At 74.6% G+C, this 19,987-nt stretch carries 19 protein-coding genes and 1 riboswitch; of the genes, 15 read left to right on the top strand and 4 right to left on the bottom strand.

Annotated elements, in window-relative coordinates:
* Positions 1–84: 84 nt before the first annotated feature.
* Together V6D49_RS15400 and V6D49_RS15395 are read right to left on the bottom strand one after the other, a co-directional pair.
* Positions 85–1,659: a S8 family peptidase gene (locus V6D49_RS15400; RefSeq protein ID WP_340560303.1), complete on the bottom strand. Its 1,575-nt coding sequence runs from the start codon at positions 1,657–1,659 to the stop codon at positions 85–87.
* Positions 1,660–2,391: 732 nt separating this feature from the next.
* Positions 2,392–3,324, bottom strand: coding sequence for a Ppx/GppA phosphatase family protein (locus V6D49_RS15395; RefSeq protein ID WP_340560302.1), 933 nt, complete (start codon positions 3,322–3,324; stop codon positions 2,392–2,394).
* 114 nt (positions 3,325–3,438) lie between these two features.
* On the opposite strand from V6D49_RS15395, the gene V6D49_RS15390 reads away from it, so the two are divergent.
* Together V6D49_RS15390 and V6D49_RS15385 are read left to right on the top strand one after the other, a co-directional pair.
* Positions 3,439–4,239 carry a hypothetical protein gene (locus V6D49_RS15390; protein ID WP_340564050.1) on the top strand — a complete coding sequence of 267 codons (801 nt, stop codon included), beginning with the start codon at positions 3,439–3,441 and terminating at the stop codon, positions 4,237–4,239.
* Positions 4,240–4,582: 343 nt separating this feature from the next.
* Positions 4,583–4,802, top strand: a riboswitch (cyclic di-AMP (ydaO/yuaA leader).
* 4 nt (positions 4,803–4,806) lie between these two features.
* Positions 4,807–5,562 (top strand): LysM peptidoglycan-binding domain-containing protein, encoded by a 756-nt coding sequence (locus tag V6D49_RS15385; RefSeq protein ID WP_340560300.1) that lies wholly within the window; start codon positions 4,807–4,809, stop codon positions 5,560–5,562.
* A 93-nt stretch (positions 5,563–5,655) separates the two neighbouring features.
* Here the strand turns inward: V6D49_RS15385 and V6D49_RS15380 are convergent, their stop codons facing one another.
* Positions 5,656–7,470, bottom strand: a complete 1,815-nt coding sequence (locus V6D49_RS15380; RefSeq protein WP_340564047.1) for a BACON domain-containing protein — start codon at positions 7,468–7,470, stop codon at positions 5,656–5,658.
* Positions 7,471–7,728: 258 nt separating this feature from the next.
* Here V6D49_RS15380 and radA point away from each other — a divergent pair, with 258 nt between their 5' ends.
* The 8 genes from radA (at position 7,729) to V6D49_RS15340 (ending at position 14,525) form a co-directional block, all read left to right on the top strand.
* Positions 7,729–9,117, top strand: a complete 1,389-nt coding sequence (gene radA, locus V6D49_RS15375) for a DNA repair protein RadA (protein WP_340560299.1) — start codon at positions 7,729–7,731, stop codon at positions 9,115–9,117.
* A gap of 134 nt (positions 9,118–9,251) precedes the next feature.
* Positions 9,252–10,307, top strand: a complete 1,056-nt coding sequence (gene disA / locus V6D49_RS15370) for a DNA integrity scanning diadenylate cyclase DisA (protein ID WP_340564045.1) — start codon at positions 9,252–9,254, stop codon at positions 10,305–10,307.
* A 91-nt stretch (positions 10,308–10,398) separates the two neighbouring features.
* Positions 10,399–10,797, top strand: coding sequence for a thioredoxin (gene trxA, locus V6D49_RS15365; protein ID WP_340560297.1), 399 nt, complete (start codon positions 10,399–10,401; stop codon positions 10,795–10,797).
* Complete coding sequence (locus V6D49_RS15360; protein WP_340560295.1) at positions 10,778–11,044, top strand: metal-sensitive transcriptional regulator; 267 nt, start codon at positions 10,778–10,780, stop codon at positions 11,042–11,044. The genes trxA and V6D49_RS15360 overlap by 20 nt, the downstream gene beginning before the upstream one ends.
* Positions 11,045–11,301: 257 nt before the next feature.
* Complete coding sequence (locus V6D49_RS15355) at positions 11,302–12,678, top strand: MBL fold metallo-hydrolase (protein ID WP_340560293.1); 1,377 nt, start codon at positions 11,302–11,304, stop codon at positions 12,676–12,678.
* A 70-nt stretch (positions 12,679–12,748) separates the two neighbouring features.
* A complete protein-coding gene (locus tag V6D49_RS15350; RefSeq protein WP_340560292.1) occupies positions 12,749–13,102 on the top strand; it encodes a rhodanese-like domain-containing protein in 354 nt (117 codons plus the stop codon).
* Complete coding sequence (locus tag V6D49_RS15345) at positions 13,099–13,848, top strand: sulfite exporter TauE/SafE family protein (protein ID WP_340560291.1); 750 nt, start codon at positions 13,099–13,101, stop codon at positions 13,846–13,848. The genes V6D49_RS15350 and V6D49_RS15345 overlap by 4 nt, the downstream gene beginning before the upstream one ends.
* Before the next feature lie 110 nt (positions 13,849–13,958).
* Positions 13,959–14,525 (top strand): rhodanese-like domain-containing protein, encoded by a 567-nt coding sequence (locus V6D49_RS15340; RefSeq protein ID WP_340560289.1) that lies wholly within the window; start codon positions 13,959–13,961, stop codon positions 14,523–14,525.
* Between the two features lie 31 nt (positions 14,526–14,556).
* On the opposite strand, the gene V6D49_RS15335 is transcribed toward V6D49_RS15340, so the two are convergent.
* On the bottom strand, positions 14,557–15,399 hold the full coding sequence (locus tag V6D49_RS15335) for a hypothetical protein (RefSeq protein ID WP_340560288.1): 843 nt from the start codon (positions 15,397–15,399) through the stop codon (positions 14,557–14,559).
* Positions 15,400–15,588: 189 nt separating this feature from the next.
* Here V6D49_RS15335 and V6D49_RS15330 point away from each other — a divergent pair, with 189 nt between their 5' ends.
* The 5 genes from V6D49_RS15330 (at position 15,589) to V6D49_RS15310 (ending at position 19,973) form a co-directional block, all read left to right on the top strand.
* The gene (locus V6D49_RS15330; protein WP_340560287.1) at positions 15,589–16,491 is read left to right on the top strand and encodes an A/G-specific adenine glycosylase; all 903 of its coding nucleotides are present in this window, start codon (positions 15,589–15,591) and stop codon (positions 16,489–16,491) included.
* Positions 16,492–16,673: 182 nt separating this feature from the next.
* Entirely contained in the window at positions 16,674–17,258 is a 585-nt protein-coding gene (locus V6D49_RS15325; protein WP_340560286.1) for a SigE family RNA polymerase sigma factor, read from the top strand.
* Positions 17,198–17,962 (top strand): hypothetical protein, encoded by a 765-nt coding sequence (locus tag V6D49_RS15320; RefSeq protein ID WP_340560285.1) that lies wholly within the window; start codon positions 17,198–17,200, stop codon positions 17,960–17,962. Before V6D49_RS15325 ends, V6D49_RS15320 begins: the two co-directional genes overlap by 61 nt.
* A gap of 8 nt (positions 17,963–17,970) precedes the next feature.
* The gene (cseB, locus tag V6D49_RS15315) at positions 17,971–18,693 is read left to right on the top strand and encodes a two-component system response regulator CseB (protein WP_340560284.1); all 723 of its coding nucleotides are present in this window, start codon (positions 17,971–17,973) and stop codon (positions 18,691–18,693) included.
* A complete protein-coding gene (locus V6D49_RS15310) occupies positions 18,690–19,973 on the top strand; it encodes a sensor histidine kinase (RefSeq protein ID WP_340560283.1) in 1,284 nt (427 codons plus the stop codon). The genes cseB and V6D49_RS15310 overlap by 4 nt, the downstream gene beginning before the upstream one ends.
* The last annotated feature ends 14 nt before the right edge of the window (positions 19,974–19,987 follow it).

The following is a 19,987-nucleotide window of genomic DNA, read 5'->3' as shown; positions in this document are numbered from 1 at the left end:
CACGCCTCAGCCCCCACGGCCGGGGCCGCGGGGGCTGAGGTCAGAGGTGGTCGATCTCACCGACTCCCACCGGGGAGCGGAGGATCAGAACTGCATGCCCCAGGAGTCGATCTTGCCCGTGTCGTTGGACCAGTTGTCCGTGACGCGGAGCTTCCAGGTGCCGTTGGCGGCCACCGAGGAGGCGTTGACCGTGTAGGTCTGGAGGAGGTCGTCGGCGCTGCCACCGGTGCCGAAGTCCTTCAGCACGGCCGAGGCACCGTTCGGGGCCACGATCTCGACCTTCAGGTCACCGATGTAGGTGTGCTTGATGTTGACGTCGATCTTGAGGTCGGCGGGCGCGTTGCCCGACTGACCGGTCACGTTGATGGAGGACGTCACCGTGGCGTGGTCGCGGATGGCCACGTCGGTGGTGTTCTCGAAGCGGCCGTCGCCCGGGTCACCGGGGTCGCCGGGGTCGCCCTCGCCGACCTGGAGCAGCAGGTTCGGGGAGCCCGAGCCCGGGTTGCTGACCTTGCCGCTGACGGCGGCGGACTCCAGCGAGGAGTCGACCTGCGACGGGCTGGCGCCCGGGTTCTCGCCCAGGACCAGTGCGGCGGCGCCGGCCACGTGCGGCGAGGCCATCGAGGTGCCGGAGATGGTGCGGGTCGCGCTGTTGCTGCCGATCCACGCCGAGGTGATGTCCGAACCGGGCGCGAAGATGTCCAGCGCCGGGCCCCAGTTGGAGAACGAGGAACGGGCGTCGGTGCGCGTGGTGGAGCCGACGGTGATCGCCTCGGTGGTGCGCGCCGGGGAGACGTTCCGGGCGTCCTGGTTCTCGTTGCCCGCGGCCACGGCGTAGGTGACGCCGGAGGCGATCGAGTTGCGGACGGCCTGGTCCAGGCTGGAGTTGGCGCCGCCGCCCAGGCTCATGTTCGCCACGGCCGGCTTCTGCGCGTTCTGCGTCACCCAGTCGACACCGGCGATGACGCCGGAGTTGCTGCCCGAGCCCGAGTCGTTGAGGACACGGACCGAGACGAGGTCGACCTTCTTGGCCACACCGTAGGTGTTGCCGCCGACGGTGCCGGCGACGTGCGTGCCGTGGCCGTTGCCGTCGTTGCCGTTGCCACCGAAGGCGTCGAAGCCGAAGGAGGCCCGGCCGCCGAAGTCGTTGTGGGTGTGGTTGATACCCGTGTCGATGATGTAGGCGGTGACGCCCTCACCGGCGGAGTCCGGGTAGGTGTAGCTGTTGCTCAGCGGCAGGTCGACCTGGTCGATGCGGTCCAGACCCCACGTCGGGTTCGGCTGGGTCGCGGCCAGCTCCACCTTGGCGTCCTGCTCGACCGACTTCACGTGCGGGTCGGCGGCGAGCCTCTTCGCCTCCGACTCGGTCATGTCGAGGACGAAGCCGTTGAGGGCCTCCTCGTAGACGAGTTCGATGTCGGCACCGTACTTCTTGGCGATGCCCTTGCCCGCCTTGGTCTCGGCGTCCGGCGCACCGTCCTCGAGCGTGACGATGTACTGGTCCTTGATCGCGCCCGGGGCACCGGCGCCCAGGATGGTGCCGGTGGGCTCGTCAGCGGCGACCGCGGGGTACGCGGCGCCCACGCTGAGGGCGACGGCCGTCGCGGAGGTCACCGCGACCACCGACCATCTGCGCTTGGGGGAACGCATCACTGCCATTGAGAGGTCCTGTCTCGTTGGTGGTGAATCACATGGGGGGTTGTTCAGCGGGGACATGACATTCCCTGCTGACGACGAACCCTGTACCGCCGTACGGGAATTGCGCAAGGGGGCTGCGTGGGATTTCTGGATTGCGCCACGGCGCGCACCGAATCGGACAGCGGATACGGAAGCAGGCGGAGCTGAATGGGCGGAACACGCGCCGTGGAAGCCCCGCGCGCGAATGGGGCGACCGAGCCCCGTGGGGGGTTGAACGGACGCATACGCAGGCGTCCGAACCGGGGCTCGGCCGAGGCACCGACACGCCGCGGCGCCGGGCAAACAGCCGACGGCTACGGGGACAATCCCGAGCGGCCGGCCGGCGTCGGAAACGTATCGCGGGATTCCGCGGAATCCCATCCGGGCGCCCGTACTACGGATACCTAGAAAACCGTGCGAAATGTCCGTGGCCCGCACACGGGGGCGGCGCGGGGACCCGGACGAAACCCGCCTCACGTGCGACGGTGGCAACACCCGTGCCGGAGACGGGAGACGGCGCGACAGGCCGAGCCGTCGCGTCGACGCCCAGCGCGTCGGACGTGCCGGTGGCGCAGGCGTCGTCTCCACGCGCCGCTCCGCCTGCCGCACGCGCTCCCCCGGCGGCGCAAAGCGTTCCCCACGCCCGGGCGCGTGGTGTCCGTAGGTCGCAACACCCGTACGTGCGGCGGGGGTTGGGACCGTCCGCCGCCGGGATCAGGCCGAGCGGAGGAGGTCCAGGCGGCGCAGGATGACGCCCTCGCGCAGCGCCCAGGGGCAGATCTCCACCCGCTCGGTGCCGAAGAGGTCCATGGCGGCCTCCGCGACGAGCGCCCCGGCGAGGAGCTGGCGCGCCCGGCCCTCCGAGACGCCGGGCAGCTCGGCCCGCCGGGCCGCCGTCATCGTCGCCAGCCGGGGCACCCACTCCTCCAGGGACGTGCGGCTCAGCTCGCGCTGCACGTACAGCCCCTCCGCCGAGCGGGCCGCGCCGCCGAGCCGGGCGAGCTGCTTGAACGTCTTCGACGTCGCGACGACGTGGTCGGGCGCGCCCAGCCGACTGAACGTGCCGACGACGCGGGCGATCTCCGCACGGACGTGCCGGCGCAGGGCCCGGACGTCGTCCGGGTCCGGCGGGTCGCCCGGCAGCCAGGCGGCGGTGAGCCGCCCGGCACCCAGCGGCAGGGAGACGGCGGCGTCGGCCTCCTCGTCGTGACCGCAGGCGATCTCCAGGGAACCGCCGCCGATGTCGAGGACCAGCAGCCGTCCCGAGGACCAGCCGAACCAGCGGCGCGCGGCAAGGAACGTCAGCCGGGCCTCGTCGGGGCCGGACAGGACGCGCAGGTGGACACCGGTCTCGTCGGCGACGCGGGCCAGCACCTCGCCGTCGTTCGACGCCTCGCGGACGGCGGAGGTGGCGAAGGGCAGCAGGTCCTCCACTCCCATGTCCTCGGCGACCTGGAGCGCCTCGCGGACGGTCGCGACCAGCCGGTCCACGCCCGCGCGGGTGATCGCGCCCTCCGCGTCGAGCAGCTCCGCCAGCTTCAGTTCCGCCTTGTGGGAGTACGCCGGCAGCGGTCGGGCACCCCCGTGCGCGTCCACCACCAGGAGGTGAACGGTATTCGAACCCACATCGAGGACACCGAGTCTCATGGGGGAGAACGCTAACGCGCCGCACGCGTCGTCGTGGCGGGTGGCCCGTACGCTGGGGGCGTGGGCAAGACGAACGCGAAGAAGTCGGGCAAAAGCCGGAGCGCCGACCGGAACATCGGCGGGGAGCGGCGGCGGGCCGCGGGCGAGGAGGTCGACCTCGACCACGCACGGGCCTGGGTGGAGTTCCCCGACCCGGCCGACGAGGAGCAGGTCTTCCGCTGCGACCTGACGTGGCTCACCTCACGCTGGTCGTGCGTCTTCGGCGCGGGCTGCCAGGGCATCCGGGCGGGCCGGGCCGCCGACGGCTGCTGCACGCTGGGGGCGCACTTCTCCGACGAGGACGACGAGCGCCGCGTCGCCGAGCACGTCGCGCGGCTGACACCGCAGACGTGGCAGTTCCACGACGAGGGAGCCCGCGCCGGCTGGACGGAGACCGACGAGGACGGCGAGCGCAAGACGCGACGCCACGGCGGCGCGTGCATCTTCAACAACCGGCCGGACTTCGCGGGCGGCGCCGGATGCGCCCTGCACCTGCTGGCGCTGCGCGAGGACCGCGAGCCGCTGGAGACCAAGCCGGACGTGTGCTGGCAGCTGCCGATCCGGCGGACGTACGCGTGGATCGAGCTGCCCGACGGCGAGCAGCGGCTCCAGGTCTCCATCGGGGAGTACGACCGGCGGGGCTGGGGCTCGGGCGGCCACGACCTGCACTGGTGGTGCACCGGCGCTCCGGCGGCGCACGGCGGCTCGGACCCGGTGTACGTCTCCTACCGCGCCGAGCTGACGGAGCTGATGGGGAAGGCCGGGTACGACCGTCTCGTGGAGCTGTGCGAGGCGCGGCTGGCGGCGTCCCTGCCCCTGGCACCCCACCCGGCCGACCCGGCACGGGCCACCGAAAAGCCCCATATGTCCGAATAGCTCGGTTCGCTGGGAATTCCGCGCCTTTAGGAATGGCCGTGGCGAGGGTCACACAAAAAGTGGCATTGACCGTGCAACCGCGTGGCCGACGTCATGCACCGCCGAACAAGTCCCCCAGCAAAGCGGGTATTTGCCCGGCGCCCGGCGTCGAGGAATTCACGCTCGGAGAATAGCCAAACGCGTTCCGTGGCGGAATTCCCCATGATCGTCACTTGGGCGCTAAATGTCGGTATCCCCGCGCCTTGTCCGCGGTCGGCGGCCCGTGTTTATGTGTCTCCGCTCCCGACCACCTGGCGGGGGCCCCACCCGCGGCACGCCGAATCCCGCTGCCCGTGGAGGGGAAAATGACTGCACGTCACCGCAGCGGGAGCGGGGGAACCAGGTAAGTGCCGTGCCGCGGATTTCCGTGGCCGGCTTGGGGTGAAGCCATGTCCGCAGCGCGGTTCCTCGCGGTTCAGCGCGAACGGAACCGCGACGGAACCGCAAGGAACCGCCGCGAACATGGCCGGGCAGCTCTCGTCCGAATCCGACAGCTCACCTCGCAGGCGTAGGAGAGGACGCATACCTATGTCTCGTGGCCGTCACCGCCGCTCCCGCACCCCGCTCAACTCCCGCAGCCTGTCCCGGCTGTCCCTCGCGCTGACCGTCGGCACCGCCGGCGTCGCCGTGCCGCTCGTCGCGGCCGGCAGCGCGCAGGCCGCCCCCACCCCCGCCGCCGCCCCGGCCGTCGTGGAGCAGGCCGCCCCCGCCGCCGCCCCGCAGACGAAGGCCGGGACCTACACCGTCACCGCAGGCGACACCCTGCACGGCATCGCCACCGCCGAGGACGTCGAGGGCGGCTGGGAAGCCCTCTACGAGACCAACGAGGAGACCATCGGCGACGACCCGGACCTGATCGTCCCGGGCCAGGAGCTGTCCCTCGCCGCGCAGGCCGACGAGCGCGGCTCCGCCGACCGGGCCGACCGCACCGCCGAGCGGGCCGCCGTCACCACGCAGGCCTACCCGGACAACCTGGACGGCTGGATCCGCGAGGCCATGTCCATCATGAAGGCCCACGGCATCCCGGGCAGCTACGACAGCATCCACCGCAACATCCTGCGGGAGTCGAGCGGCAACCCGAACGCCATCAACAACTGGGACATCAACGCCCAGAACGGCACGCCGTCCATCGGGCTGCTCCAGGTCATCAAGCCGACCTTCGACGCCTACCACGTCGCGGGCACCCCGCACGACCAGTACGACCCCGTCGCGAACATCGTGGCCGCCTGCAACTACGCGGCCGACCGCTACGGCTCGATCGACAACGTCTTCGGCCCGTACTGAGCCGACGGCGCACCCGCCACACGCGAACGGCCGCCGGTCACCGCACAGCGGTGGTCGGCGGCCGTCGTGCGTGGCGGTGAGGCGTCCCGGGCGTCACGGAGGCGGCTCCGACGGGCCCGGCTCGGTGGACGGGTCCCCGGAGGGCGGCGGGTCCGACGGCTCCGGGTCCTCGGGCGGCTCCGACGGGCCCGGGTCGGGCGACGCGCCCTGCCCCTCGACGGTCACCACGGCCCCCGCCGGGGCGAGGTGGATCTGCGCCGACCACGCGCCGACGGGCTCGGCGTCCCGGTCCACGGTCACCCGGACGGTCACCGACTCGCCGGGCGCCAGCGTGCCGGAGGTCCGGCTCAGCCGCAGCCACGCGGCGTCCGTCGAGGCGGACCACGTCACCGCCGAACCGCCCGAGGCCGTCAGGGTGATGAGGGTGGCCCCGCCCGAGGTGTCCGCGCGGACGGAGAGCCGACCGGGCGCCGGCGCCGTCGTCGCCCCGCCGTCGGAGCCGGCGGGGTCCGAGGCCGACGGCGTGGGTGAGGGCTCGGCGGGGCCGGGCGAGGCGTCGTCCTCGCCGGGCCTCCCGTCCTCCCCCGGCGACACCGCGACGCCCGCCCGCCCCGCGCGCTCGCCGGGCCCGGGGCCCGGGTCGCCGTGCGAGGTGCCGTCGTACGGGTGGTCGCGGACGCCGTCCTCCTCCAGCGCCTCGGCCGCCGTCACGGAGGCCTCCTCCCGTGCCTCGCCGGTCAGCGGCGCGCCCCGGTAGGCCGCCCACACCGCGAGGACCGGAGCGGCGATAACGGTGGCCACGACCGTCGTCGTGACCGCCCGGCTGCGCAGCCGCTCCCGGCGCGCGGACCGGTCCCGGTCGTCCACCGGGAAGCCCCGGCGGTCGAAGCGCGGGGTGTGCAGCATCCGGGCCCGCTGCGCGAGCAGCAGGGCGGCGTGCACGGACGGCCGTGGCGCGGACAGCAGCGGCAGCCGCCCGCCACCGGTCGGCGCGGTCCCGGGCCAGGGCCCGCCCGCCATGTACCGCTCGGAGGCCCGGCGGCAGCCGGGGCAGGCGTCCACGTGGCGGACGAGCTCGCGGCACAGCGCGGTGCCCAGGCGCAGCTCGCCCTGGCGGCTCTCGGCGGCGATCCCGGCGACGGCCGGGCAGCCCCCCGTGGCGACGACGCCGAGGGCCGCGCGGGTGCGTTCGACCTCGCAGGCTCCGCTGGACAGCAGCTCCCGCGTGACGTCCGGGGTGCGGGCCAGCACGGCGGCGACCTCGTGGACGGGCAACTGGTGCCGGATCGCGAGCTCCAGGGCCTCGCGCTGCTCGGGCACCGTCCCCGCCGCCTCCGGCCAGGCGAGCGCGGCCAGTTCGCGACGCCGCTGCCGGGCGGCGGGCGTCGTGAGCGGCGGCCCCTGGACGACCGGCACCCCCGCGCCCAGGCGGCGCAGGCAGGACCAGCGGACGAGGGCGTAGAGCCACGGCCGGTGCTGCGCCGGGTCGGTGGGGGCCCGGTCGCGCACGCGCTGGCGTTCGGCGACGGCCAGGGCGTCGCCGAGGGCCGCGACGGCGGCGTCGTGGTCGCACATGACGGACAGGCAGTAGGTGAACAGCCCGTCCAGGTAGGCGTCGAAGTGCACGGGCGGACGCGCCTCCGGCCGTGCCCCGGCGCCTTTGGCGGAACGTTCGGCCGCGCGCTGCGCGGTCCGTTCGGCCGGCTGCTCGGTGATGCGTTCGGTGGTGCGTTCGGTGGTGCGTTCGGTGGTGCGCTCCTCCCGCTCCCGCGCGCGCCGCTGCTCCCGCGGGGAGGCGGCCCGGTGGGCGCCCTGGCCCGGACGCCCGGCGTGGCGCCCGGGCGACGCGGCGCGGCGGGCCCGCGGTGCGCTGCCGGTCTCGGGGTGCTGCTCGCGCCTGGTGGTCATCACCCGGCGACGGTAGGCGGCGCGCGGGGGCGCACTCCGCCCGTGCGCCTGGGATTAGCCCGGAAGAGTGATGATCTCACTCGAAAGAGGACGACGAGGGGCGTGCGCGTGCCACCCCCGAACCACTCGCACGAGACCTCGGCGCCGGGCGCGGGACCGCGGAGCCGACGGGCACCCCGCGCGCCGACGGTCGACGGCCCGCGCTGTCGGCACGGCCTGGCGGTAGGGGCTGTCGGTGGACGCCGCTACGGTGAGCGCATGGCTGCCCGCAAGTCCCCCGCGAAGGACCGCCCCACCTACCGCTGCTCCGAGTGCGGTTGGGCCACGCCGAAGTGGCTCGGCCGCTGCCACGAGTGCCAGGCGTGGAACACCATCGAGGAGACGGGCACGGGCAGCGGCGGCGTGCGGACGACGGCGGCGGGCCGGGTGACGACGCCCGCGCTGCCCATCGGCCAGGTGGACGCCCGCCAGGCGGCGGCCCGCGCCACGGGCGTCCCCGAGCTGGACCGGGTGCTGGGCGGCGGTCTGGTCCCCGGCGCTGTGGTGCTGCTGGCCGGTGAGCCCGGCGTCGGCAAGTCCACCCTGCTGCTCGACGTCGCCGCGAAGGCCGCCGGTGAGGGGCGGCGCACCCTCTACGTCACCGGTGAGGAGTCCGCCGGTCAGGTCCGCATGCGGGCCGACCGCATCGGGGCGCTCAGCGAGCACCTCTACCTCGCCGCCGAGACGGACCTGTCCGCCGTGCTCGGCCACCTGGACGACGTGAAGCCCGCCCTCCTCGTCCTGGACTCGGTGCAGACGGTGGCCTCGCCCGAGATCGACGGCGCGCCCGGCGGCATGGCCCAGGTCCGCGAGGTGGCGGGCGCCCTGATCCGGGCGTCGAAGGAACGGGGGATGTCGACGCTGCTCGTCGGGCACGTCACCAAGGACGGCGCCATCGCCGGGCCCCGGCTGCTGGAGCACCTGGTCGACGTCGTCCTGCACTTCGAGGGCGACCGGCACGCCCGGCTCCGGCTGGTCCGGGGCGTGAAGAACCGCTACGGCGCCACGGACGAGGTCGGCTGCTTCGAGCTGCACGACGAGGGCATCACCGGCCTCGCCGACCCCTCCGGCCTCTTCCTCACCCGGCGCGACGAGCCCGTGCCCGGCACCTGCCTGACCGTGACGCTGGAGGGGCGCCGCCCACTCGTGGCGGAGGTGCAGGCGCTCACCGTCGACTCCCAGATCCCCTCGCCGCGCCGGACGACCTCCGGGCTGGAGACCTCGCGCGTCTCGATGATGCTGGCCGTCCTGGAGCAGCGCGGCCGGATCAACGCACTCGGCAAACGCGACATCTACAGCGCCACCGTCGGCGGCGTGCGGCTGTCCGAACCGGCCGCCGACCTGGCCGTCGCCCTCGCCCTGGCCAGCGCCGCCATCGACACCCCGCTGCCGAAGAACCTGGTCGCAGTCGGGGAGGTCGGGCTCGCCGGGGAGGTCCGCCGCGTCACCGGCGTCCAGCGGCGGCTGGCCGAGGCCGCCCGACTCGGCTTCACCCACGCCCTCGTGCCCACGGACCCGGGGAAGGTACCGGCCGGCATGCGGGTTCTGGAGGTCGCGGACATAGGCGACGCGCTGCGCGCCCTGCCCGCGCGCAACGCCGGAGCCTGAGCCCCGGCGCCGCCGGTAGACTTTGCCCTGGTCTCGCCCGTACGTACGACCCGCGAAGGCAACCGCCGGCCATCACGCACGACCGAAGGAGCGCCGTGGCACCCATTGACCGGGCAGCAGCCGCTGACAAGCTGATGCGCGCCTCGCTGAGCGCGGTCGCTCCCGGCACCGCCCTGCGCGACGGCCTGGAGCGAGTGCTGCGGGGCAACACCGGCGGACTCATCGTCCTCGGCATGGACCGGACGGTGGAGCCGCTGTGCAGCGGCGGCTTCGTCCTCGACGTCGAGTTCTCCGCGACGCGCCTGCGCGAGCTGTGCAAGCTCGACGGGGCGCTCGTGCTGGACAAGGACATCACCAAGATCGTGCGCGCCGGCGTACAACTCGTGCCGGACGCCTCCATCCCGACGGAGGAGACCGGCACCCGGCACCGCACCGCGCAGCGCGTGTCGATCCAGACGGGCTTCCCGGTCGTCTCCGTCAGTCAGTCCATGCGGCTGATCGCGCTCTACGTCGACGGGCAGCGCCGCGTCCTGGAGGACTCCGCCGCGATCCTCTCCCGCGCCAACCAGGCCCTGGCCACGCTGGAGCGGTACAAGCTGCGCCTGGACGAGGTGGCCGGCACCCTCTCCGCCCTGGAGATCGAGGACCTGGTGACCGTCCGGGACGTCTCCGCCGTCGCCCAGCGGCTGGAGATGGTCCGCCGCATCGCCACCGAGATCGCCGAGTACGTCGTCGAGCTCGGCACCGACGGCCGCCTGCTCTCCCTTCAGCTCGACGAGCTGATCGCCGGTGTCGAGCCGGAGCGGGAGCTGGTCGCCCGGGACTACGTACCCCAGTCCGGCAAGCGGGCCCGCACCGTCGGCACGGCGCTGACCGACCTGGACCGGCTCACCCACTCCGAGCTGCTGGAGCTGCCGACCGTCGCCCGCGCCCTCGGCTACAGCGGCGCCCCCGAGACGCTCGACTCCGCCGTCTCCCCGCGCGGCTTCCGGCTCCTCGCCAAGGTCCCGCGGCTGCCCAACACCGTCATCGAACGGCTGGTCGAGCACTTCGGCGGGCTGCAGAAGCTGCTGGCCGCCAGCGTGGACGACCTCCAGACGGTCGAGGGCGTCGGCGAGGCCCGCGCCCGCTCCGTCCGCGAGGGCCTCTCGCGCCTCGCCGAGTCCTCCATCCTCGAACGCTACGTCTGACCCCACCGCGAACGCGGTGAGGAATACCGGGGGTGGGGTGGGGGTTGACTACCCCGGGGGGTGTTTCCCGAGAGAGCGATGTGAGGTCCCCATGAGCACCGTCAGCCTGACCGCCGACACCTTCCAGGAGACCGTGGCCGGCAACGACATCGTCCTGGTCGACTTCTGGGCCTCCTGGTGCGGCCCGTGCCGGATGTTCGCCCCGGTCTACGAGCGGGCCTCCGAGCAGCACTCCGACATCGTCTTCGGCAAGGTCGACACCGAGGCGGAACGGGCGCTGGCCGGGGCCGCCGACATCACCTCCATCCCCACGCTGATGGCCTTCCGCGAGGGCGTCCTCGTGTTCGCCCAGCCGGGGGCGCTGCCGCCGCAGGCGCTGGACCAGGTGATCACCGCCGTCCGGGAGCTGGACATGGACGAGGTCCACAGTGCCGTGGCCGCCGGGTCCGCTGGCCAGGAGGGACGGTCCGATGGTCCGCCTGCCTCCTGACGACACACGTGCGGCGGTCAACCGCATCAAGCGCGCCCAGGGCCAACTCGCCGGGGTGGTACGGATGCTGGAGGACGGGCGCGACTGCGAGGACGTCGTCACGCAGCTGGCGGCGGCCAGCCGCGCGCTGGACCGCGCCGGGTTCGCCGTCGTCGCCAGCGGGCTCAAGCAGTGTCTGGCCGCCGAGGGCGGGGCCGACAGCCTGGACACCCGGAAGATGGAGAAGCTCTTCCTCTCCCTGTCCTGACCGGTCCCCGTCCTGACCGGTCCGGCCCCCCGCCCGGCCCCGCAGGCCCCCTCGATCCCCGGATCGAGGGGGCCTTTCCGCTGCGCGGGCCCGGTGGCGGACGGTGGGTCTTACTCGGCCGCAGAGGGGGCACCCGTGAAAGCGGCATCCCGGCCCGGGGCGCGTCCCGGGCCTGAAATACCCCCCTAGGTATCTCTGTTACAGTGAATGAAAGGATACCCCCTGGGGTACAAACGCCACAGGAAGGAGTCGCCGTCGTGTTCTTCGTCGACACCCTGGAGCTGTCCGGGCTGGGGAACCGCAGCTACCTGGCCGGAGGCGCCGAGAGCGCGGTGGTCATCGACCCGCCGCGCGACATCGACCAGGTCGTCGCGACCGCCGCGCGGCGCGGCGTGCGGATCGCCTACGTGGCCGAGACCCACGTGCACAACGACTACGTCACCGGGGGCCTGGAGCTGGCCCGGGTCAGCGGCGCCCGGTACCTGGTGCCGGCCGACGCCTCCGTCGCCTACGCCCGCACCCCCGTCTCCGACGGCGACACCGTGACGGTGGACGACGGCCTCGTCCTGCGGGCGGTCGCCACGCCCGGCCACACGCCGCACCACACGACCTACGTGTTGGAGGAGGCCGGCCGGGGGGTCGCCGCGTTCACCGGCGGATCGCTGCTGATCGGCAGCGTCGGCCGACCGGACCTCGTCGAGCCGAGGCTCACCGAGCAGCTGGCCCGCGCCCAGCACGCTTCCGCGCACCGCCTGGCGGACCTGCTCGACGACGACGTCCCGGTGCTGCCGACGCACGGCTTCGGCAGCTTCTGCTCCTCCTCGCAGGCCGAGGGGGACGCGACCACGATCGGCGCCGAGCGGCGGAGCAACGAGGCGCTGACCAAGGACGTGTCCACGTTCGTCGCGGACCTGCTGCCGCAGCTCGAGGACGTGCCCGCCTACTACGCCCACATGGCCCCGGCCAACGCGGCGGGCCCCGCCCCGATCGACCTCACGCCGCCCGAGCGGGCCGACGCCCGCGAGCTCGCCGCGCGGCTGGCCGCCGGGGAGTGGGTGGTGGACCTGCGGAACCGGGTCGCCTTCGCCGACGGCCACCTCGCGGGCGCGTTCAACTTCGAGGGCGACGGCAAGCTGGCCACCTACCTGGCGTGGCTGATCCCCTGGGGCAAGCCCGTCACCCTGCTCGCCGAGACCGCCGAGCAGGTCGCGGCCGCGCAGCGGGAGCTGGCCCGGGTGGGGATCGACCGCCCGGCCGCCGCCGCCACCGGTGACCCGCGCGGCTGGGTGCGGGACGGGGAGCCGCTGCGCTCCTTCCCGCGCGCCGCGTTCGCCGACCTCGCCGACGTGCTCGGCCGGGACGAGCGGCCCGTCGTCCTCGACGTGCGCCGCGACTCCGAGCGGAAGAACGGCTACGTGAGCGGCTCGGTGCACGTGCCGATCCACGAGCTGCACGGCCGCGTCGACGAGGTCCCGCCGGGCACGGTGTGGGTGCACTGCGCGGGCGGGATGCGGGCGGCGATCGCCGCCTCGCTGCTGGACGCCGCAGGCCGGGACGTCGTCGCCGTCGACGACGGCTTCGACGCCGCCGAGGAGGCGGGCCTGGACCTCGTCCGGCCCGACGGCCGCGCCTGAACGTCGCCTCGTTCCCCGACCGCACGGACCCGCTGACGCCTCACCGGCTCAGCGCACGGAGTGATGCTCGATGTGCCCCCGCCCCGAACCGGACCGCCTCACGCCCGCGCAGGCGCACCGGCGGCTCTCCCACGGCGAAGCCGTCCTGCTCGACGTCCGGGAGGCGGACGAGTGGAACGCCGGGCACGTGCCCGGCGCGGTGCACCTCCCCCTGTCCCGGCTCGCCACGGGGGCGGCCCTGCCGCCGACGGCGGGCGACGGCCCCGTGGTGGCGATCTGCCGCTCGGGACGCCGCTCCCAGCAGGCCGCCGAGATCCTCGCCGAACGCGGCGTCGAGGCCACCGACGTCGTCGGCGGGATGATCGCCTGGAGCCGGGCCGGACTCCCGGTCGCCCCGCCCGGGCGGGGCGGAGAGGGCCCGTGACCGCGCTCGTCCTGGCGCTGGCCGCGGGGGCCGTGGTCGGAGTCGCGCTCGGCGCGCTGGGCGGGGGCGGCAGCGTGCTCGCCGTCCCGGCCCTGATCTACCTCCTCGGGCTCACCCCGGCCGCCGCCACCACCGCGAGCCTGCTCATCGTCACGGCGACCTCGCTGACCGCCCTGACCGCGCACGCCCGCGCCGGGAACGTGCGCTGGCGGGCCGGCGCGCTGCTCGCGGCGGCCGGGCTGCTGCCCGCCGCCGCGGCCGGAGCCGCCGCGACACGTCTGCCGCAGGCGGTGCTGACCGGGGCGTTCGCCGTCGTGGCGGGCGTCGCGGCCGTCCTCATGCTGCGCGCGGCCCCCGCCCGGAGCACGCCCGCCACGGCGGTGCGGCCGGTGCGGGCGGCCGGTACGGGCGCGGGCCTGGGGGCGCTGACGGGACTGCTCGGCGTGGGCGGCGGGTTCCTCGCCGTCCCGGCGCTGGTCACCGTGCTCGCCTTCGAGATGCGGGCGGCGGTGGGCACCAGCCTGCTCGTCATCTCGGCCAACTCGCTCGCCTCGCTGGCGACGCGCGGCGCCACCACGGCCGAGCTCGGCTGGGCGGTCATCGCACCGTTCGCCGGTGCGGCGATCCTCGGCGCCTGGGACGGCAAGCGGCTGGCCGCCAAGGTCTCCGGCACCGCACTCAGGCGCGCCTTCGCCGTGGCCCTGCTCGCCGTGTCCGCCTTCATGCTGGCCGACGCGCTGTGGTGAGCCACCGGGGCCGGGGCGCTCCCGGCTTCCCGCCCTCCACGCCCTCCCCACCTATACCCCGCCCCGTATCCTGGGCGACACCACCCCCATCAGGAAGAGGAACCACCGACATGAACGCCGCCCCCACCCTCGCCCCCGAGCAGGCCCACGCGCGGCTCGCCGAGCTGATCGTCGTCGACGTCCGCACCCCGGGCGAGTACGCCGCCGGGCACCTGCCCGGTGCGCACAACATCCCCCTGGACGACCTCGACCGGGCGCTGCCCGCCCTGCGCACGGCCGCCGACCGGGGCGACCTCCTCCTCGTCTGCGCCTCCGGGGCCCGCTCGACGCAGGCCTGCGCCCGGCTCGACGAGCACGGCGTCGCCGCCACCACCCTCGCGGGCGGGACGGACCGCTGGACCGAGCTCGGTCACGACGTGCACCGTCCGGCCGGCGCCCGCGCCGTGTGGGGCATGGAGCGGCAGGTCCGCTTCACCGCCGGCTCCCTCGTCCTGGCCGGACTGCTGGCGGGACGCCGCGTCGGGGGCGCCCGGCTGCTGTCCGCGGGCGTCGCGGGCGGGCTGGTCTTCTCGGCCCTCACCGACACCTGCGGCATGGCCCGCCTGCTGGCCAAGCTGCCCCACAACCGTCCGCGCCCCGGCGACCTGGACGCCACCCTCGCCGCGCTGGCCGACTGAAGGCCCCGGTGCGGGCGCAGGACCCGGGCCGTCAGTCCTTGGCGAGGACGAAGGAGGTCTGGGCGGTGCCGAGGCCGGGGACGGCGATCTCGGCGAGGTAGGTTCCCGGCTCCGCTTCGGCCCGGGATTTCCCGGAGCAGCCGGGCGCGCTGCCCCGGCGGTCCCACTCGATCGTGTGGTCGACCTTCTCCCGGCCGGGCACCCGGAGTTGGGCGGCGTCCTCGGGCTCGGCGCAGTGCTCGGAGGACCAGACGGTCTCGTCGTCGGCGTCCACGACGGTGACGACGGCCTGCTCCGGGCCGACGCCCACCCGGCACGCGGAGCCGCCGGTGTTGTCGACCGTGAGGCGCAGCCGCGGACGTTCGTCGGGCGCGTAGGTGTTGCGGACGGCGACGAGGCTCAGCTTCACCTTCCCGGCGGCGCAGACGGGCAGACCGTCGACGTCCCCGCCGCCCGAAGCGCCGGGCTCGGCGTCGCCGTTCTTGCCGTCCTTGGACGCCCCCTCACCGCCGGAGCCGTCGGAGTCACCGTCCGAACCGTCGGAACCGTCCGAACCGCCGTCACCGTCCCCGGACGCGCCGGGGTCCGCGTCGTCCCCGCCGGAGCCGCCGGAGCCCGACTCGTCGCGGCCGCCGGGCCGGGAGTCGTCGAGGGACTCGGTGGCGCTCGGTCCGGGCGTGATGGAGCTGGCCGCACCGCGCTCGTCGTCCGGGCCGCCGCCGGCCTGGTTCCGGGTGTCACCACCCCCGCCGCCCAGGCTGAACATCCACAGCGCGAGGAGGGAGAGCAGCGCGACCACGGACAGCGCGACCGCCCTCCGTCGCCAGTAGATGGAGGAGGGAAGCGGCCCGACCGGATTGCGCAGTGATCCCACGCCGGAAACCTTACGAGACATCAGCCGTCCGCCGAGCCGCACCCGCCGCTGGATACGTCAACTTTTCGTATCAGCGGCGCGCGGGCGGCCCGTTCACGCTCCGCCGCATGCCGCAAAGGGCCGCGCGGGAGGCGGTATGGCCGCGCGGCGTTCCCGCCCCCGGCGGGGCGTGCCAGGATGGTGGACGACATGACTGCTACCACAGAGACCGAGCACAGCGCTGCCGCACTCCATGGTCCCGTCATCAACTGGTTCGACGCGCACGCCCGGGACCTGCCCTGGCGGCGTCCGGAGGCCGGCGCCTGGGGCGTCATGGTGAGCGAGTTCATGCTCCAGCAGACGCCGGTGAGCCGGGTGCTGCCAGTGTACGAGCAGTGGATGGAGCGGTGGCCGCGCCCCGCCGACCTGGCCAAGGAGACGCCGGGCGAGGCCGTGCGCGCCTGGGGCCGCCTCGGCTACCCGCGCCGGGCACTGCGGCTGCACGGGGCGGCGCTGGCCATAGCGGAACGGCACGGCGGCGACGTCCCCTCCGAGCACGCGCAGTTGCTGGCGCTGCCGGGAGTGGGCGAGTACACGGCCGCCGCCGTGGCCTCCTTCGCGTACGGGCGGCGGCACGCCGTGCTGGACACGAACGTGCGCCGGGTCTTCGCCCGCGCCCTCACCGGCTCCCAGTACCCGCCGAACGCGACGACGGCCGCCGAGCGGCGGCTGGCCCGCGCCGTGCTGCCGGAGGCCGACGCGGTGGCGGCGCGCTGGGCGGCGGCGACGATGGAGTTGGGCGCGCTGGTGTGCACCGCCCGCTCCCCGCGCTGCGGCAGCTGCCCGATCGCCGCGCAGTGCGCGTGGCGGCTGGCCGGTTCGCCACCGCACGAGGGCCCGCCGCGCCGGGGCCAGACGTACGCGGGAACGGACCGCCAGGTGCGCGGCCGGCTGCTCGCCGTCCTGCGGGAGGCCACCGAACCCGTCCCCCGCGCGGCGCTGGACACGGTCTGGGACGACGCCGTGCAGCGGGCCCGCGCGCTGGACGGACTCGTGGCGGACGGGCTCGTCGAGCCGCTGCCGGGGCCCGCCTACCGGCTTCCGCACGGGTAGTCCCACCCCGCCGTCCGCACGGTCACCCTCCACAGGAGACGGCCCGGCCGGGCTGTTACACAACCGATGGCCGGCCGTGCGGCGGCCGTGCGGTTGCGGGCACGGTGCCGCAACACCGTGTCCCTACCTTCGTGGCAGACCGGGGAACCCGCCCGGCGAGTCGGCCACGAGGAGGCGACCCAGTGACGCTGCCCCCCGAGGAGACCTGCGAATCCTCCACGCCCCCGCAGTCGTTCGAGACGTACGTGCGCACGCGGCAGGACGCCCTGTTGCGCAGTGCCCGCCGCCTGGTGCCCGACCCGGTGGACGCGCAGGACCTCCTGCAGACGGCGCTCATCCGGACTCTGGGAAACTGGGACGGCATCACGGACAAGTCGCTGGCCGACGCCTACCTCCGTCGCGTCATGATCAACACGCGCACCGAGTGGTGGCGGGCGCGTCGGCTCCAGGAGGTGCCGACGGACACGCTGCCGGAGGTGGCGAGCGAGGAGGACCGTTTCGGTCAGCACGCCGACCGGGCGCTGCTCATGGACGTCCTGTCCGTGCTCGCCCCCAAGCAGCGCAGCGTGGTCGTGCTGCGGCACTGGGAGCAGATGAGCACGGAGGAGACGGCCGAGGCGCTCGGCATGTCCACCGGAACGGTGAAGAGCACGCTGCACCGCGCGCTGTCGCGGCTGCGGACGGAGCTGGAGAGCAGGGAGCGGGAGTGGCATCACGTTGGGGAGCCGCCGGCGGGCCACGGCGTGGTGGCGGCCCACGCGGCCTGACGGCGGCCGCCTGGGCCGCCGTCACCCTGCTGCTGCTCGCGGTCGTCCTGACCGGCTGTGCGGCCGGGGACGGGGTACGCATCGAGGAGTCGGCCTCCGCGTCGGAGGGCACTCCGGCCGAGGCCAGCCCGCTGCCCGCCGCGACGCCGTCGCCCGCCCGGGAGACGGAGGCCGACGCGCCGGAGCCGCCGTCGCCGGGCGCGACGCGGAACACGGACGTGCCGACGGCCGGCGCGCCCGTCTCGCCGCCCGGGGCGAGCGGCGACGTGGAGATCGTCTCGCTGCTGCGCGCGGACCGGGCGGTGAGCCCGGCCGTCAAGCGCGGGCTGGAGCCGTGCGAGGCCGAGGAGTGGCCGATCACCTTCTCCTTCGGGGAGCTGACCGGCGGCCCGGCGGAGGACCTCGTCGTGAACGTGTCCGCCTGCGCCGACGGCAAGGGCGTCGGCTCGTACGTGTACCGGGAGGAGGCGAAGCGGTGGGTCAACGTCTTCGCCGACGAGGAACCGACGGTCTTCGCCGAGGTGACCGAGGGCACACTGCGGGTGCACACCCAGATCTACCTCGACACGGACCCGACGTGCTGCCCCTCCGGTGAGGACGTCGCCACCTACGTGTGGCGGGACGACGGGTTCGCCGAGCAGGACCGCACCTACCAGGAGTACCCGACGGCCACGCAGGAGGGCCGCCCGGACGGAGAGGGCTGAGCGAGGACGTGGCCGAGACCCATGTGCTGTTCGTCGAGGACGACGACGTCATCCGTGAGGCGCTGCAGCTGACGCTGGAACGGGACGGTTTCGCGGTGACGGCGGTCCCGGACGGGCTGGCGGGGCTGGAGGCGTTCCGCGCGGACCGGCCGGACGTGGCGCTGCTGGACGTCATGGTGCCGGGGCTGGACGGCGTGAGCCTGTGCCGCCGGATCCGGGACGAGTCCACCGTGCCCGTCATCATGCTGTCCGCCCGGGCCGACTCGATCGACGTCGTCCTCGGTCTGGAGGCGGGCGCGGACGACTACGTCACCAAACCGTTCGACGGCGCGGTGCTCGTCGCGCGCATCCGTGCGGTGCTGCGCCGCTTCCGGCACTCCCGCGCCGCCGTCGCGGGCCCCGAGGGGTCGGGCGAGCCGCCCGTCGAGCCGGCGGGCGGGCCGGACGGGACGCTGCGCTTCGGCGACCTGGAGGTCGACACCGGCGGCATGGAGGTGCGGCGCGACGGGCGTCCGGTGCCGCTGACGCCGACCGAGATGCGGCTGCTGCTGGAGTTCTCCGCCGCGCCGGGCACCGTCCTCTCCCGCGACCGGCTGCTGGAGCGTGTGTGGGACTACGGCTGGGGCGGCGACACCCGCGTCGTCGACGTCCACGTGCAGCGGCTGCGGGTGAAGATCGGGCAGCACCGCATCGAGACCGTGCGCGGCTTCGGGTACAAGCTCATCCGATGACAGCGGTGCGGTTCGGACTGCGGTGGAAGCTGAGCGGCGCCATCGCCGCCGTCAGCGCCCTCGTGGCGCTGCTGCTCAGCCTCATCGTGCACAACGCGGCCCGGGTGACGATGATCAGCAACAGCCGGGACGTGCAGGACGAACGGCTGCGCTCGGCGGAACGCATCTACGAGCTGGGCGAACGGCTCGCCCTCGGCGCGGAGCTGGACGACCCCGAACTGCCCGAGGAGTTGCGGGAGGCGGTGCGCGAGGGGGAGCGCGCCACGTTCGTCAGCGAGAACGGCGCCGACGCGCCCGACGTGTGGGCGGCGACGCAGCTACCCGACGGCAGCGTCCTGTCGCTGCACGCCCGCTTCACCGACCGCTACTCCGTCCTGGCCGACCTGGACCGCACCCTCGTGGTCGGCGCGGGGACGGTCGTCGTGGGCAGCACCGCCCTCGGCGTGCTCGTCGGCGGACAGCTCTCGCGGCGGCTGCGCAAGGCGGCGGCCGCGGCGGGACGCGTCGCCGCCGGGGACGCGGATGTGCGGGTCCGGGACGCCATCGGCGGGCGGGCCCCGGACGAGGCGGACGAACTCGCCCGCGCCGTGGACGCCATGGCCGACGCCCTCCAGGCCCGGCTCGACGCCGAACGCCGCGTCACCGCCGACATCGCGCACGAGCTGCGCACCCCGGTGACCGGCCTGGTCACCGCCGCCGGACTGCTGCCCGACGGCCGTCCCGCCGAGCTGGTGCGGGACCGGGCCCAGGTCCTGCGCACCCTCGTGGAGGACATCCTGGAGGTGGCCCGGCTGGACGGCGCGGCGGAACGGGCCGAGCTGCAGGACATCGCGCTCGGGGAGTTCGTCGCCCGCCGGGTGCGCGCGCTCACCCCCGAGGCGACGGTCGACGTCGACGGGGACGCCATCGTCACCACCGACCCGCGCCGGCTGGAACGCGTCCTGGGCAACCTGCTGGCCAACGCCGAGCGGCACGGCGCGGGCCCCGTCGAGGTCACCGTGGAGGGGCGACGGCTGCGTGTCCGCGACCACGGCCCCGGGTTCCCCGCCGACCTGCTGGCGGAGGGGCCCAGCCGGTTCCGCACCGGCTCCACCGACCGGGCCGGGCGCGGCCACGGCCTGGGGCTGACCATCGCCGCCGGTCAGGCGCGTGTGCTGGGCGCCCGGCTGACGTTCCGCAACGCCGACCCCGGTGCCGTCGCGACGCTGCACCTCCCCGCCACGGCCCCCTCGGCCCCGTCCGCCCCGGCTCGGGCTGAGGCACCGTCACCCCACCTCTAAGCTGGGCTTGGTCG

This window comes from Streptomyces sp. GSL17-111, assembly GCF_037911585.1.
In the GTDB taxonomy this organism is placed as follows: domain Bacteria; phylum Actinomycetota; class Actinomycetes; order Streptomycetales; family Streptomycetaceae; genus Streptomyces.
Note: the sequence above shows the minus strand (reverse complement) of the source record. Positions and strands in the feature narration are given on the sequence as shown.